Source organism: Streptomyces sp. NPDC014891, from assembly GCF_043081085.1.
Taxonomy (GTDB): domain Bacteria; phylum Actinomycetota; class Actinomycetes; order Streptomycetales; family Streptomycetaceae; genus Streptomyces.
Map to the genome: position 1 here is coordinate 546,169 of NZ_JBIBWF010000003.1, position 13,141 is coordinate 559,309.

At 76.3% G+C, this 13,141-nt stretch carries 14 protein-coding genes; 4 read left to right on the forward strand and 10 right to left on the reverse strand.

The window, feature by feature from the left end:
- Window positions 1–10: 10 nt before the first annotated feature.
- The gene (locus ACF09E_RS10780; protein ID WP_392204826.1) at window positions 11–478 is read left to right on the forward strand and encodes an RICIN domain-containing protein; all 468 of its coding nucleotides are present in this window, start codon (window positions 11–13) and stop codon (window positions 476–478) included.
- Window positions 479–515: 37 nt separating this feature from the next.
- Here the strand turns inward: ACF09E_RS10780 and ACF09E_RS10785 are convergent, their stop codons facing one another.
- The gene (locus ACF09E_RS10785; protein ID WP_392204827.1) at window positions 516–1,481 is read right to left on the reverse strand and encodes a class I SAM-dependent methyltransferase; all 966 of its coding nucleotides are present in this window, start codon (window positions 1,479–1,481) and stop codon (window positions 516–518) included.
- Window positions 1,482–1,660: 179 nt separating this feature from the next.
- Entirely contained in the window at window positions 1,661–2,593 is a 933-nt protein-coding gene (locus ACF09E_RS10790; protein ID WP_392204828.1) for an AraC family transcriptional regulator, read from the reverse strand.
- 156 nt (window positions 2,594–2,749) lie between these two features.
- Between ACF09E_RS10790 and ACF09E_RS10795 the strand changes: the two genes are divergently transcribed.
- Window positions 2,750–3,619, forward strand: coding sequence for an NmrA family transcriptional regulator (locus ACF09E_RS10795; RefSeq protein WP_392204829.1), 870 nt, complete (start codon window positions 2,750–2,752; stop codon window positions 3,617–3,619).
- 135 nt (window positions 3,620–3,754) lie between these two features.
- Here the strand turns inward: ACF09E_RS10795 and ACF09E_RS10800 are convergent, their stop codons facing one another.
- Entirely contained in the window at window positions 3,755–4,501 is a 747-nt protein-coding gene (locus tag ACF09E_RS10800) for a class I SAM-dependent methyltransferase (RefSeq protein WP_392204830.1), read from the reverse strand.
- Window positions 4,502–4,579: 78 nt separating this feature from the next.
- Window positions 4,580–4,885, reverse strand: coding sequence for a 4a-hydroxytetrahydrobiopterin dehydratase (locus ACF09E_RS10805; RefSeq protein ID WP_392204831.1), 306 nt, complete (start codon window positions 4,883–4,885; stop codon window positions 4,580–4,582).
- 91 nt (window positions 4,886–4,976) lie between these two features.
- On the opposite strand from ACF09E_RS10805, the gene ACF09E_RS10810 reads away from it, so the two are divergent.
- Window positions 4,977–5,804: a helix-turn-helix domain-containing protein gene (locus tag ACF09E_RS10810; RefSeq protein WP_392204832.1), complete on the forward strand. Its 828-nt coding sequence runs from the start codon at window positions 4,977–4,979 to the stop codon at window positions 5,802–5,804.
- Here the strand turns inward: ACF09E_RS10810 and ACF09E_RS10815 are convergent.
- The 6 genes from ACF09E_RS10815 to ACF09E_RS10840 form a co-directional block, all read right to left on the reverse strand.
- A complete protein-coding gene (locus ACF09E_RS10815) occupies window positions 5,801–6,223 on the reverse strand; it encodes a hypothetical protein (protein ID WP_392204833.1) in 423 nt (140 codons plus the stop codon). The two genes, ACF09E_RS10810 and ACF09E_RS10815, sit on opposite strands and share 4 nt — an antisense overlap.
- A 179-nt stretch (window positions 6,224–6,402) precedes the next feature.
- Entirely contained in the window at window positions 6,403–8,247 is a 1,845-nt protein-coding gene (locus ACF09E_RS10820; RefSeq protein ID WP_392204834.1) for an alpha/beta hydrolase, read from the reverse strand.
- A 76-nt stretch (window positions 8,248–8,323) separates the two neighbouring features.
- Complete coding sequence (locus ACF09E_RS10825) at window positions 8,324–8,491, reverse strand: hypothetical protein (protein ID WP_392204835.1); 168 nt, start codon at window positions 8,489–8,491, stop codon at window positions 8,324–8,326.
- A 56-nt stretch (window positions 8,492–8,547) separates the two neighbouring features.
- Complete coding sequence (locus ACF09E_RS10830; RefSeq protein WP_392204836.1) at window positions 8,548–8,850, reverse strand: hypothetical protein; 303 nt, start codon at window positions 8,848–8,850, stop codon at window positions 8,548–8,550.
- A 495-nt stretch (window positions 8,851–9,345) separates the two neighbouring features.
- Window positions 9,346–11,508 carry a phage holin family protein gene (locus tag ACF09E_RS10835; protein ID WP_392204837.1) on the reverse strand — a complete coding sequence of 721 codons (2,163 nt, stop codon included), beginning with the start codon at window positions 11,506–11,508 and terminating at the stop codon, window positions 9,346–9,348.
- A gap of 273 nt (window positions 11,509–11,781) precedes the next feature.
- The gene (locus tag ACF09E_RS10840; protein WP_392204838.1) at window positions 11,782–12,198 is read right to left on the reverse strand and encodes a hypothetical protein; all 417 of its coding nucleotides are present in this window, start codon (window positions 12,196–12,198) and stop codon (window positions 11,782–11,784) included.
- Between the two features lie 147 nt (window positions 12,199–12,345).
- On the opposite strand from ACF09E_RS10840, the gene ACF09E_RS10845 reads away from it, so the two are divergent.
- Window positions 12,346–13,125, forward strand: coding sequence for an MBL fold metallo-hydrolase (locus tag ACF09E_RS10845; protein WP_388795954.1), 780 nt, complete (start codon window positions 12,346–12,348; stop codon window positions 13,123–13,125).
- Window positions 13,126–13,141 lie beyond the last annotated feature (16 nt).

Below are 13,141 nucleotides of genomic sequence, written 5' to 3' on the forward strand. Positions count from 1 at the left end.
AGTCGATGCGGTGAGTGGTGGTTCTCCGGTGCCCGTGGAGGAGGGTCTGTACCGGGTGCGGAACGTGGCCAGCGGGCTGCTCCTCGAGGTGTACGAGGGGTCGGGCCGCAGCGGTGCCAAGGTGCAGCAGGGCACCGAGCGGGGCACGCCCGGCCAGCACTGGCACATCACGGCCGTGCCGAACGGCGGCGGGCTCTACCACCTGGTCAACGCCGCCAGCGGCAAGCGCCTCGACGTCGCCAACGCCTCCACGGAGAACGGCGCCGACATCCAGCAGTGGAAGGCGAACAACTTCGGCGCGCAGGAGTGGATCATCGAGCAGGACCTGCAGTCGCCCGGGACGGTCGCGCTGGTGAGCTTCATCAGCGGGCTGTTCCTGGAGGTGGCCGACGCCTCCGAGGAGGACGGCGGCAACGTGCGGCAGTGGGAGGACACCGACTCCCCGTTCCAGTGGTGGCGGTTGGAGCCGGTGTCCTGACCCTCCGGCGGACGGCGCGGCGGGGGCCGCGCGGTCCTCAGCCCTTGCGGGCGGTGTGGACCGTGCGGGCCGCCAGGTAGAACAGGTCCGTGCGGTGGTGGAGCGACAGGTCGTCGGCCGGGTCGAGGAGCCGGTCGAGGGCCGCGCGGTCCTCCGCGTCGATCCGGTCGTCGAAGCCGTCCCGGACCCGGGCGAAGTGGGCGAGGGCCAGGCCGCGGACGACCGGGGACACCGGCGCGGGGACGTCGGTGAGGAAGGTGCGGGTGCCGGCGGGGGTGAGGCCCGCGTCGGCGAGCAGGGCCCGCCAGTCGTCCGGCTCGTCCTTGTGCCCGGGGGTCTCGGCCCGCATCTCGGCGAACCGGTCGGCGTTGGCGGCGTCGAGGCGCGCCTCCAGGCCGGGCCGGCCGAAGCCGATGTGCCAGGGCAGGTGCCGGGCGGGCAGCCCGCCCTCGACGAGCACCATCAGACCGCCGGGGTTCAGCAGGCCGGCGAACTCGACGAGCGCGGCCCGCTGGTCGCCGATGTGGTGCAGGGAGTTGCCCGCCCAGATCAGGTCGGCCTTGCCCAGCTCGGCGATGCCCGCGGGGAGTTCGGTGTGCAGGGTGGAGACGCGCGCGCCGAGTCCGCGTTCCCCGGCGCGCTCCCGGGCGCGGGCCAGGAGCTCCGGGGAGCCGTCGACGGCGACGGCCTCCGCCGCGGGGAAGGCCTCGGCGAGGACCCCGGTGACGACACCGGGACCGCTGCCCACGTCCAGGACCCGGCGGACGCCCTGCACGGGCGCGAGGGTGCCGAGCCAGGCGGCGGCGTCGGCGTAGGCGGGGCTCTCCGTCTCCGCCTGCTGCTCCAGGAGCGGGGCGATCTCGTTCCAGTCGAGGGGGGCTCCGCTGTGGTGGGAGCAGGGGCGGTGCTGGTGCCCGGTGCTGTGCGGGTCACCGGGAGTGTGCTGGTGGCCGTGCCCGTCGCCGTGGGCGTGGCCGTGGTGCGTTGCGGTGTGCTGGCTCATGGGTCCAGCGTGCGGTCCGTCCGCGGCGAGCGCGAGAAGGGTTGCCGATCCGGCAAGAAATTCGATCCTTTGTTGCTCCGATCGTCATACTCCGGGACGTCGGGCCCGCCCCGGGGCACGCGGACCCGGGACCCGCTCGGGCCGGCCGGCCCGCTCCGACCTGCTGTTCCGGGTCCTGGTCACGCCCCGGCGCGGTGCTCCTGCGGGCTGACGCCCCTGACCCGCTTGAAGGCGGCGCTCAGTGCGAAGGCACCGCTGTAGCCGACCTGCCGGGCGACCGCCTCCACGGTGGCGTCGCTGTCGCGCAGCAGGTCGGCGGCGAGGGCGAGCCGCCAGCCGGTGAGGTAGCCCATCGGGGGCTCGCCGACCAGTTCCGTGAAGCGGCGGGCGAGCGCGGCCCGGGACACCCCCGTCTTCGCGGCGAGCGAGGCGACGGTCCAGGGGTGCGCCGGGTCGTCCTGGAGCAGCCGGAGGGCGCGGCCGACGACGGGGTCGCCCATGGCCCGGTACCAGGCGGGGGCCTCGGCCCCGGGCCGGGAGAACCAGGCGCGGACGCCGGAGATGAGCAGCAGGTCGAGGACCCGGTCGAGGACGACGGACTGGCCGGGTTCGTCGCGGGCGATCTCCTCGCCGAGGAACGGCATGAGGGGGCAGTTCCACGCGTCCGCGGGGAGGTGGATCAGCCCGGGCAGGGCGTCGAGGAGCCGGCGGCCGACCTCGCCGTCCATCCGGTAGGTGCCGACGAGGACGGTGGTGCCGCCGTCGGAGGCGTTGCCCCAGGTGCGGACGCCGAGCCGCATGCTGTCGGCGAGCGGCTCCCCGCTGAGGGTGGTGCAGACGCCGTCGGGCCCGATCACCGCCCGGGGCGGGGCGTCGGGGACGTCGGCGACCGTGTACGGCGCCGGGCCCCGGACGACGGCGATGTCCCCGGGCCTCAGCGGAACGGCCTCCCCGGTGTCGGGGACGACCCAGGCCTCGCCCGCGGTCACGCACATCACGCAGATCGGTGCGCCGTCCTCGATGCGCACCGACCACGGCGGCTCCATGACCATGCGGAGCAGGAAGGCGCCCCGGGCGCGGGGTCCGTCGAGGAGTCCGGCGAGTGCGTCCATGGGGCAACAGGGTAGGACCTGTCGTCGAACTCCCCTCGTCGCACGAGGGCGGCGGACGCCCGACGGCAGGGCCTGAGCGGGTGCGTGAGACGGAGACACAGGTGCGCGAGACGGCCCCGCATGGGCGGGGGGCGTCCCGGGCGGGAGTCTTGACCCATGACGAAGCAGACGAACGACACGCGGAACGAGCAGGGCACCGGCGGGCGGGGCGGCACCGTCCTGGTGACGAGTGCCACGGGCAAGACGGGACGCCGGGTGGCCGAGCGGCTGACGGCGCGTGGGGCGGTCGTCCGGGCCGGGTCGCGGAGCGGCGCCACCCGGTTCGACTGGGAGGCGCCCGAGACCTGGGGTCCGGCGCTGCGGGGCGCGGACGCCGCGTACGTGGCCTACTACCCGGATCTGGCCGCGCCGGGCGGGGTCGGGGCGATGGAGACGTTCGGCCGGCTGGCCGCGGAGCACGGCGTGCGGCGCGTGACGGTGCTGTCCGGCCGGGGCGAGCCGGAGGCGGTCGTGGCCGAGGAGGCCCTGCGGGCGGCGGCCGTCGGCGTGGAACTGACGGTGGTGCGGGCCGCGTTCTTCGCACAGAACTTCTCCGAGGGGCTGCTCGCGGAGGGGGTCGCGGAGGGTGCGGTCGTCTTCCCGGCGGGAGACACGGCGGAGCCGTTCGTCGATCTCGACGACCTCGCGGACGTGGTCGTCGAGACCCTGGCGACGGGCGGTCACGCGGGTCTGGTGCACGAGCTGACGGGGCCCCGTCCGATCGGCTTCGCGGAGGTGGCGGCGGAGATCGCGCGCGCCTCGGGTCGCCCGGTGGTCTACGAGCCGGTGTCGCAGGCCGACTACGCCGGGATGCTCACCGCGTTCGGGCTGCCGGAGCCGGAGGCGCGGTGGCTCGCGGCCCTGTTCGCGACGCTCCTCGACGGCCACAACGCCTCGGTGACGGACGGGGTGAAGCGGGTCCTGGGCCGTGAGCCGCGCTCCTTCGCGGAGTTCGCGGACGCGACCTGGGCGAGCGGGCGGTCCTGAAAGCGCCCGGCACCGCCGACGGGCGGCCGGGGCAGGCCGCGGGCTGGGGAGCGGCGCGGGCCCGGAGCGGTGCGGGCCGGTCCTCCGGCAGCCCGCTCGATCCGGGCGCTCCGTGTGCCGCGCCGTCCGTCGTGCTCAGCGCTGCCGGACGAAGCAGGCCAGCCGGTACCGGGGGTCGGGCCGGCGGCGGTCCTGGTCCGGGAGGGCCGCGAGGGCGGCGGCGAGCCGCTCGACTGCGGCCCTGTCGCCGGGGAACCAGGAGGCGAAGTACCCGGCGCGCAGCTTCCGTACGGTGTCGCGCGGGGTGGCGCCCTGGCCGTGGCCCGTGAAGCCGGTCCCGGGGGCGGCGGCGAGTCCGTGGGCGGCGGCGTACCGGACGACCAGGTCGCCCCGGTCGGAGGCCGTCGCGGCCGAGCGGTGCGGGCGGAGGATCGCGTCGATGTCGCTGCCGACGTCGTGGGACGCGTCCTTGTCCACGGTGGCGACGAGGACCCCGCCGGGGCGCAGGACGCGGGCGGCCTCGGCGACGATCTCCGCGGCGAAGGGGACGAGGTGCAGCAGCCAGACGGCGGCGACCGCGTCCAGGGAGGCGCCGGGCAGCGGCAGGCGCCGGGCGTCCGCGCGCAGGACGCGGCCCGGTGCCCGGCCGGCGGCGACCCGCAGCATGGCGTGGGCGGCGTCGGCCCCGAGGACGCTCAGCCCGGGGCGGGTGAGGCGTTCGGTGACGAGGCCGGTGCCGCAGGCGAGGTCGAGCAGGGTCCGGGCGCCGGGCGGCACGAGCCGCAGCACGGCCCCGGCCGCGGCGGCGGCCCGGGGCACCCCGCCCCGGGTCCGGTCGTAGTGCGCCGCTTCGGTCTCGTAGTCGAGCACGGTCTCCGCCATGACGACGATCGTACGAGGGGTGCGGCACGACCGTCGGAGGGGCGGGTGGCCGTCCCCGGCCGGGGGCGTGACCGCCGGTCAGGCGATCCCGTGGCCGGGGGCGATCCCCTCGACGCGCTCGGCGAGTTCGAAGTCCTTCCCGGTGAGCGCGCCGCCGGCGGAGTGGGTGTGCACCGACAGGGCGACGGTGTTGTAGCCGAGGGTCAGATCGGAGTGGTGGTCGAGCTCCTGCTGGATGCGGGCCACGTGGACGACGAGCGCGGTCGCCGCGAAGTGGTCGCCGAGCCGGTACTCGCGGGTGAGCCGGTCGTCCTGGACGGACCAGCCGGGGAGTTCCCGCAGTCGGTCCTCGATCTCCTTCTGCGACAGCGGCTGTGTGGGCACGGCGGTGCTCCCTCCGGTCGGGTGGCGCGGGTGGCTGACTGGGGCCTCCGGGGGAAACTACCCGGGTCCCCCTCTGGGATACCGTCTGGCCATGACAACGGTGGTGAGCGACACGGGAGTGGGTCCGCTGCTGCGCGGTTGGCGGGAGCAGCGGAGGCTGAGCCAGCTGGAGCTGGCGCTGCGCGCGGACTCCTCGGCGCGGCACATCTCGTTCGTGGAGACGGGCCGGTCCCGGCCGAGCGAGGAGATGGTCCTGCGGCTGGCCGAGCACCTGGAGGTGCCGGTCCGGGAGCGGAACGCGCTGCTGCTGGCGGCGGGTTACGCGCCCCGCTACGCGGAGTCGCCGATGGACGCCCCGCGTCTGGAGACGCTGCGGGTGGGCATCGAGCAGCTCCTGCAGGGGTACGAGCCGTATCCGGCGCTCGTGGTGGACGGCTCGTACACGGTGGTGGCCGCGAACCGGGCGCTCGGACTGCTGCTCGACGGGCTGCCGGAGCACCTGCTGACGCCGCCGTTGAACGCCATGCGGATCACGCTGCACCCGGAGGGTCTCGCGCCCCGGATCAGGAACCTGCCGGAGTGGCGCGGGCATCTGCTGCACCAGATGGAGCGTCAGATCGCGCTGGCCCGCTCGGAATCGCTGCGCGCGCTGTACGAGGAGGTGGTGGCGTATCCGCAGCCGCCGGGCTCGGAGGAGGGGCCCGGGTCGACCGCTCCGGGGCCGGACGAGGTGTACCCGTACTTCGCGCTGCCGCTGCGGATCGAGCACGACGGGCGGGTGCTGTCGTTCGTGTCGTCGATCTCGACGTTCAACACCCCGCTGGACGTGACGGTCGCCGAGCTGGCCATCGAGACGTTCCTCCCGGCCGACCCGGCGACGGTGGCGTATCTCCGGTCGCTTCCCGCGTTCGACGCCTAGGGGGTCCGGGCGACGGCCCGCAGGGCGACCCACTGGGCGAGGGCGAAGCCGGCGACGGTGGCGGCCTGCAGGGGGGTCCAGACGAGGCCGGCGGTGGTCGGCTCCAGCCAGACGGCGAGGGCGACGAGGCTGAGGACGGCCCAGAGCACGTTGATGTCGACGACGAGCTTGACGCCGAGCACCGGCGGCCGGGGCCGGCTCGCCAGCCCGGCGACCCCGGCGGCGTACAGGGCGAGCAGGAGACCGAGGATGCGCAGCAGGTCGGCGTCGACCCCGAGGAACTCCCCGAGCGGGCCGGGGGCGACGGCGTAGGCGATTCCGTTGGCCCCGGTGACGACGGCGTCGAGGGCGAGGAACCTGCGCACGGCGGACTGGGGGCGGCTGGTGCGGGCGAGACCGGCGAGCAGGGCCTGGGACATGGCGGATCACCCTCCATGGGGGGACGTTCGGGCTGGTGGTGGCCCGGAGCCCGGGCGGAGTGCGCCGCCCGGGTCCCGGTGCTCCCGAGCATGCCGCCGGGGGTGGCCGGGGGTCGATTACGTGCGGGGTAATGCGGGCGGCGCCCCGCCCCCGAGGGGCCCGGGGCCGTGTCGGCGGTTCAGTACGCCGCCGCCCGGTCGCCGATGAGGGCGCGCAGCCGGGTCGTGTCGGCGGTCGTCCAGCCGGGCGGCGGCAGGACGGCGGCCCAGCCGTCGACGGCCCCCGCTCCGTAGCGGTGGCCGTGCGGGGCGCCGACCCCGTACGAGACGGCCATGTCGACGGAGGTCTGCCAGAAGGCGACGAAGGGGAACCAGGTGATCTCGGGGGTGATGTCGGGGCCGAGGGGTTCGTCGAGCCAGGCCGGCCGTTCGAGGAGGAGGTCGGGCGACCACCACACGACGGGGTCGGAGGCGTTCTGCAGGTAGACCGCGCGGGGGTGTTCCCCGGCGGCGGCCGGGCGGGCGAGGTCGGTCTCGGGGAACTGTGCGAAGCGGATGTGGGTGCCGCCCCGGTACTGGGGGCGCCAGACGGGGCTGCCGGGGTCGCGGTCGCGGCGGATCTCGCGCGAGATCGGGGAGAAGTCGGGGGCGCCCATCAGGAGGGCTCCGTCGGTGGAGGCGAGGAGGTCGTCGGGGCCGTCGAAGGAGGCTTCGACGGCGTAGGCGCCGAGGCTCTCCCCGGTGACGACGAGCCGGGGCCGCTGGGCGGCGGGGAGGGCGTCGAGGCGGGCGCGTACGGCGTCGAGGAGGGCCCGGGTGGCCCGGCCCGCCTTCTCCTTGTCGACGAGGAAGGACACCCAGCTGGGGAGGTAGGAGTACTGGACGGCGACGATCGCGGTGTCGCCTCCGTACATGTACTCCAGGGCCTCGGTGACGTTCGGGTCGATCCAGCCGGTGCCGGTGGTGCCCGCGACGGCGAGCACGGCGCGGTCGAAGGCGCCGGTGCGGTCGAGTTCGCGGACGGCGAGGCGGGCCTGGGCGGCGAAGGGACTCTCGTCGTCGAACGCGGCGGGCGGCGCGGAGGGGACGTACACGCGGACGGGGGCGAGGGCGGGCCGCCCGGTCCAGGCGCCGAGGGCGGCTGCGGTGGGCGTGGAGCCGGCGAAGTTGCGGCCCTGGTAGCCGAGGTCCTCCCAGCGGATCAGGGAGCCGGGGCCGCCGGAGACGAGCCGGGAGGCGGGGCGCCGGATGCCGTCCTTGGTGCCGTCGTTGGTGGCCTCGGCGATCCGGTCGGCGAGGTCGACGACGCCCCGGTCGAAGACGATGTCGCGGACGCCGACGAGGACCAGGAGGGTGGAGACGAGCGCGCCGACGGCGAAGGCGAGCGGCCGGGGAAGCAGCCGGCCGAGCTGCCGTATCAGGGCGACGGAGCCGAGGCGTACGGCCCGGGCGACGAGGAGCGCGGCGAGCAGCAGGCCGAGGGCGATGAGCGCGATCATCGGGGTGTGCCAGGTGAGGGCCGGCGGGAGGTCCTGGAGGACGCGGAGCTGACGTTGCATCCGGGCGCTCTCGGAGATGAACCACACGGCGAGGACCGGGCTGAGCAGCCAGTACGCCTGCCAGCAGCGGGTCCGGACGCGGGCGGGCGGCCGCCAGGGGGCGAGGGCCCGGTACAGCCAGGCGAGTCCGGAGCCGAGGGCGTAGCCGATGACGGCGGTGATCCCGCCGACGAGTCCCTGGAGGTACCAGGGCCGGGGCACCAGGGACGGGGTCAGGCTCGTCCAGAAGAAGACCGTGGCGAGGCAGAGGGCGGTGAGGTCGGGCCAGCGGCGGATGCGGTACGAGGGGTCCGGGCGGTCCCAGTAGGGGCGGCGGGCGAAGGCGAGGAGCCGGTGGGCGGCGCGGCGCGGGAGCGGCGGACGGGGAGGGGCGGCGGCCCCGGGACCCGGGACCGCCCGCCACTCGACGCCGGACGCGGGTCCGGCGGACCGATCGGGGCCGGTGTTCCGGTCGGTCGAGGTCATCGGAACACCCTCGCACGTCCGTACACCGGTTCGGAATCGGGTTTCGCCGTGGCCCGCGTCGGGGCGTGACGGAGGATCAGCGCAGGGGTTCGTCCCGGTACGCGGGCGGCTGGGGGGCGGGGGCCGGGCCGGGTTCGGCGGCCGGGTCGGCGGCGGAGTCGGGCGTCGTGCGTTCGGGGCGCTGGGCCCGGGAGGCCTCGGCGCGTACCAGGGCCTGGAGGACGGCGAACGGGTCGACGGGCATGGCGAAGCTCCTCGTGGTGCGGGGGTGATGGGGGGCTGCGGGGAGGTTCGGGCCTCTCAGCAGCGCATCACCACGCACCGGAGCGCGTCGCCGCGCGGGGCCGGGACGGGGGCGGGGGCCGGGACGCGGCGCGGGTTCCGCGCGCCGGGCCGGTGGCGGCCGGGGCGCCGGACCGGGCGGAGGCCCGTCCGGTGCCGGCGGGAGCGGCCGGGCAGTCCCGCCTCGGTGGCGGCCGGGTCGTGGGTCTCGCCGCCCGGGTCGGAGGCCGGGGAGGCGGCGGCGGGCCGGAGTTCGGTCCCGCCGGTGAGGACACCGGCCACGCCGGTGCCGAGCAGGGCGACGAGGACGAGGAGCAGCACGATCCGGAGGGGCCGGCCCGCTCCGCGGCGGCGGTGGCGCCGCGGGATGCCGGTCGCCCGCGGCCCGCTCCCGCCGGTCCGGCAGGTGACCGGGCGCGGTGAGGCACGACCGGGCGTCGCACGACCGGGTCCTGCCCACCCGCGCCTCGCACCCCCGGGCATCGCCCACCAGGGCTCTGCGCACCCGGGCCCCGCGGACCCGGGCCGCACGCACCCGGGGCTCGGACAACCGAGCTCCGCGCCGCCGGCCCCCGCGCAATGGGCCCTCGTGCGACCGGCCCTCGCGCGCGCCGGGCGTCCCGCCGGGGCGGCGGGAGCGGCGGGCGGTTCGGACGCGGGGCTCACGGAGATCCGTACTGCCCCGCAGGGGTGCCGACACGCGCGCCCGGTCCGGGATCCGCCCGAGCGGCCTACGGATGGGAGCCCTGATTCACCGGTTCACCGCACAGCCGCGGGCCGGCCGGCTCCGCCGCGGCTCCCCCCGGCGACGTCCCCTCAGCGGTTCTCGTCCTGCGCGACCGGCCGGTCGGCCGGGCGGTGGAGTGCCGCGTCCTCCTCCGCCGTCGGCGGCGCCGCCAGGGGCACCTGCGGACCCGAGCACTCCCGCAGCCAGCGCCGCAGCACCCGGTGCACCTGCTCCGCGCCGACCAGCTCCTCCCCCGCCCCGACCGGCGGCGACAGCTCCGGGGGCGAGAGGAGGAAGGGCCGCGACTGCTCCCCGCCGAGGCCGCCGTGCGAACCGATCTGCTCCTCGAAGGCGTGCACGGTGCCGGTCGCCGGGTCGTACATCGAATTGACCATGATGTCCGCGACGTGCGGGAAGCCGTCCGTGCGCCGCACCGCCCGCGCCGCGCCGGGACCGAAGGCGGCGAGGGGGCCCGCGTCGTCGAGGCCCGCGACGGGCACCTCCGCCCCGTCGCGGGCGAGCACCACCGAGCCGTGCTCGGCGCTCGCCACGAGGACGAAGCCGACGCCCGGATGGTGGGCGAGGGTGCGGAGCAGGGCCGGGTGGCGCAGGTCGATCTCCTCGCGGGTCATGCGGTGCGGCACGTCGGGGAAGGAGACGAGGCCGAGGTTGCCGGAGGCGAGGACGACCGGCTCGGAGGGCCGGGCCGACAGCTCCTTCGCCGTCTCGCGGGCCCCGCCCGCCGCGCCGGACTCGTCGAGGGGGCGGTGCAGCGCGAGGCGCAGCGCGTCCCGGGCCGCGTCGCGCGCCTCCGAACCGCTGCGGGTCCGGCGCACCCGGCGCGGCACCGGCAGTCCGCAGCCGGCCCTGACGAGGTCCTTGAGCGTCAGCCCGTACGCGCTCTCGAAGGTCTCGCCGGGGCTCTGCCCGTGGTCGGAGAGCAGCACGATCCGGTACGGGCGGGGGGCATGCTCGGCGACCGTGGCGATCAGCGCGATCGAGCGGTCGAGCCGGCGCAGGACCTGGTCGGTGTCGCGGCCGTGCGGGCCCGAGTGGTGGGCGACCTCGTCGTAGGCGACGAGGTCGGCGTAGACGGCGGTGCGTCCGGCGAGCATGTCGCCCATGACCGCGGAGACGACGACGTCCCGCTCCACGACGGTCGCGAAGGCGCGCACGAAGGGGTAGGTGCCGCCGCGCGAGACCCTGGGGGTCTCGCGGCGCAGCCGGGCCCGGGTCGACTGGAAGACCTCGCGCCCGCATTCGGCGACGAGGGAGCCGGCGGTGCGGACGGCGTTGGCCGGGTCGGAGAAGTAGGCGAAGTAGCCGGCGCGGGAGCGGTTGCGCGGGCCGCGCCGGGCGGCCATGGACAGGACGAGGGCGAGCTGGTCGGCCCCGCCGCTGAAGAGGTTGCCGCGCGAGGCCCCGTCGACGGTGAGCAGGCCGCCGTCGCCGGTGCGGGTGACGGCGCGGCGCTGGAGTTCCACGGCGCTCGCCGGGCGGTTGGACACCATGAGCCGGCCGGTGTCCTTCTCGTACCAGCGGAAGGCGGGCACGTCCTCGTTGGAGCCGTGCAGGATGCCGAGCTGGCTCGCCCCGGTCTGGCTGGACCAGTCGGTGCGCCAGGGGGTGAGCCGGTGGCCCGCGGCGAGCCAGGAGGCCACGGTGGGCATGAGGCCGTCGGCGACGGCCTCGCGCAGGACGCGGTGGCCGACGCCGTCGAGCTGGAGGAAGACCGTGCCGGGCACCTCTCCGGGGACGTCCTCGGCGGCCCGGGGGCGGGTGCGGCCGGTGAGCCGGTAGAGCCGGCGCCGGTAGGCGTCGTCGTCGCGGACGGCGAGGCCGGTGGAGGTGGCGGAGGCGACGGCGGACATGACGGCGGCGACCACGACGGCGGTCTCCGGGTTGGCGGTTCCGCGTCCGTCGGGGATGAGCCAGAGGGCGACGAGGAGCATCGAGCCGTTGAGGAAGAAGACCAGGACGCCGAGGACGAGGGCGGGCACGAGGAGCAGGGCGCGGACGATCGCGGGCCACACGAGCGCGCCGAGCAGGCCGAACGCGCCGGCCGCGGCGGCGGCGGTGAGCGCCGTCCTCGTGAAGCTGTCGCCGTCGGCGGACTGCAGCTCGAAGTCGGGGAGCAGTCCGGCGAGGGCCAGCATCGTGAGCGTGGACACCGCCCAGACGACGATCACCCGCCCCAGGGCCCTGCCCGCGGACCGCCAGCGTTCGGCGCCACCCCATCGCCCGTCACTCACGCCCGCTTCACCTTTCGACCGTTTCCTGCCCCAAGCGTGGCACAACGCCCCCGGTCGGCGCGGAGGACGGGTGGCGGCGACCGCCGCGGGTGTGTCAGGTCGCGCACCGGGACGTACGACAGGGGGTGCGTCAGGCAGTGCGTCAGGTGCGTCGGTCGTTCGCCGGTCCGTGTGCGCGCGTCCCGGGCGATGCGCGGGGTCCGGGTGCCCCGGGGCGGGCCGAGGCCCGGCCGCCGGGTCGCCGTACCGGCGGCGAGGCGGGACGGGCGGCCGTCAGCAGCCGTCGTAGCCCGCCGTGGGCATGGAGAGGCGCCGGTGGACCCCGGCCTTGGCCGCGGCGTCGTACTCCGGCTCGCCATCCGGCCCGTCGGCGCAGGCGGTCTCCACCCGCACCCCGCGCCGCGCGCACTCCGCGCGGAAGCCGGACACGGAGGTCAACGCGCGTGCGAGGACCCGCTCGTTGGCGGCGACGAACAGGTCGACCTCCCCCGCCTCCACGTCCGCCCACAGGGCCTCGTGGTCGGGCCGGATCCCGTAGAACAGCAGCCGGCGGGCGACCACGTACCCCTGCTCGTCGGCCCAGCGGGCGCACACCGCGTGCTGGCCGCGCGTGTCCACGAGGAAGGGGTCGCTGTCCAGCTCTTCGAGCGGGGTGAGGCTGGCGATCGCCGCCACCCGAACGTCGTCCATGCGCCGACCCTACTGCGGGACGGGACGGCCGAACATCCTCCGGGGCCCGCTCCGGACATTTACCCTCGATACGGAGTGAGGGTACGAGCGCGGACACCGCGAACGGGCGGTGGACGGCGGGCGGAGCCCGCGACGACGGAAGGCGGCATGACGGTGGAGGTCACCTGGTGGGGTCACGCGACCTGCACGGTCGAGGACTCCGGGGTCCGCTTCCTGACCGATCCGCTGTTCACCCGGCGGCTCGCGCACCTGCGGCGGCGCCGGGGCGCCCTGCCGCCGCCGGAGGCCGCGGCCGCCGAGGCCGTCCTCGTCTCGCACCTGCACTCCGACCACCTGCACCTGCCGTCCCTGGCCCGGCTCGCGCCGGGGACCCGGCTCGTCGTGCCGCGCGGCGCCCCCGCCGCCGTACCGGGACTGCGCCGGCTCGACGCGAACGGGCTGCGGCTCACCGAGGTGGGGCCGGGCGACACGGTGACCGTCGAGGGCGTCACGGTACGGGCCGTGCCGGCGCGACACGACGGACGGCGGCTGCCGGTCGGCCCGCACCGCTCCCCCGCCCTCGGATACGTCGTCGAGGGCGAGGCCCGCACCTACTTCGCCGGGGACACCGGGCTCTTCGACGAGATGGCGGAGGCGGTCGGCCCGGTGGACGTGGCGCTGCTGCCGGTCGGCGGCTGGGGTCCGTACCTCGGGCACGGCCATCTCGACGCGGGCCGGGCGGCGGAGGCACTGGCGGCGCTGTCGCCGGCGGCGGCGGTCCCGGTGCACTACGGCACGTACTGGCCGATCGGGCTCGACGGGGTCCGGCCGCACGAGTTCCACGCGCCCGGCGACGAGTTCGTGCGGCACGCGGCCCGGCTGGCCCCGAAGGTGGCGGTCCATCTGCTGGCGCACGGCGAGCGGGTGCGTCCGGAGGTGGCCCGGTGAGCCGGCGGGACGCCGC

Coding starts and splice junctions, on each gene's coding strand:
- ACF09E_RS10785 (WP_392204827.1), bottom strand. CDS start 1,481: ATGAGCCAGCACACCGCAACGCACCACGGCCACGCCCACGGCGACGGG.
- ACF09E_RS10790 (WP_392204828.1), bottom strand. CDS start 2,593: ATGGACGCACTCGCCGGACTCCTCGACGGACCCCGCGCCCGGGGCGCC.
- ACF09E_RS10795 (WP_392204829.1), top strand. CDS start 2,750: ATGACGAAGCAGACGAACGACACGCGGAACGAGCAGGGCACCGGCGGG.
- ACF09E_RS10800 (WP_392204830.1), bottom strand. CDS start 4,501: ATGGCGGAGACCGTGCTCGACTACGAGACCGAAGCGGCGCACTACGAC.
- ACF09E_RS10810 (WP_392204832.1), top strand. CDS start 4,977: ATGACAACGGTGGTGAGCGACACGGGAGTGGGTCCGCTGCTGCGCGGT.
- ACF09E_RS10815 (WP_392204833.1), bottom strand. CDS start 6,223: ATGTCCCAGGCCCTGCTCGCCGGTCTCGCCCGCACCAGCCGCCCCCAG.
- ACF09E_RS10820 (WP_392204834.1), bottom strand. CDS start 8,247: ATGACCTCGACCGACCGGAACACCGGCCCCGATCGGTCCGCCGGACCC.
- ACF09E_RS10825 (WP_392204835.1), bottom strand. CDS start 8,491: ATGCCCGTCGACCCGTTCGCCGTCCTCCAGGCCCTGGTACGCGCCGAG.
- ACF09E_RS10840 (WP_392204838.1), bottom strand. CDS start 12,198: ATGGACGACGTTCGGGTGGCGGCGATCGCCAGCCTCACCCCGCTCGAA.
- ACF09E_RS10845 (WP_388795954.1), top strand. CDS start 12,346: ATGACGGTGGAGGTCACCTGGTGGGGTCACGCGACCTGCACGGTCGAG.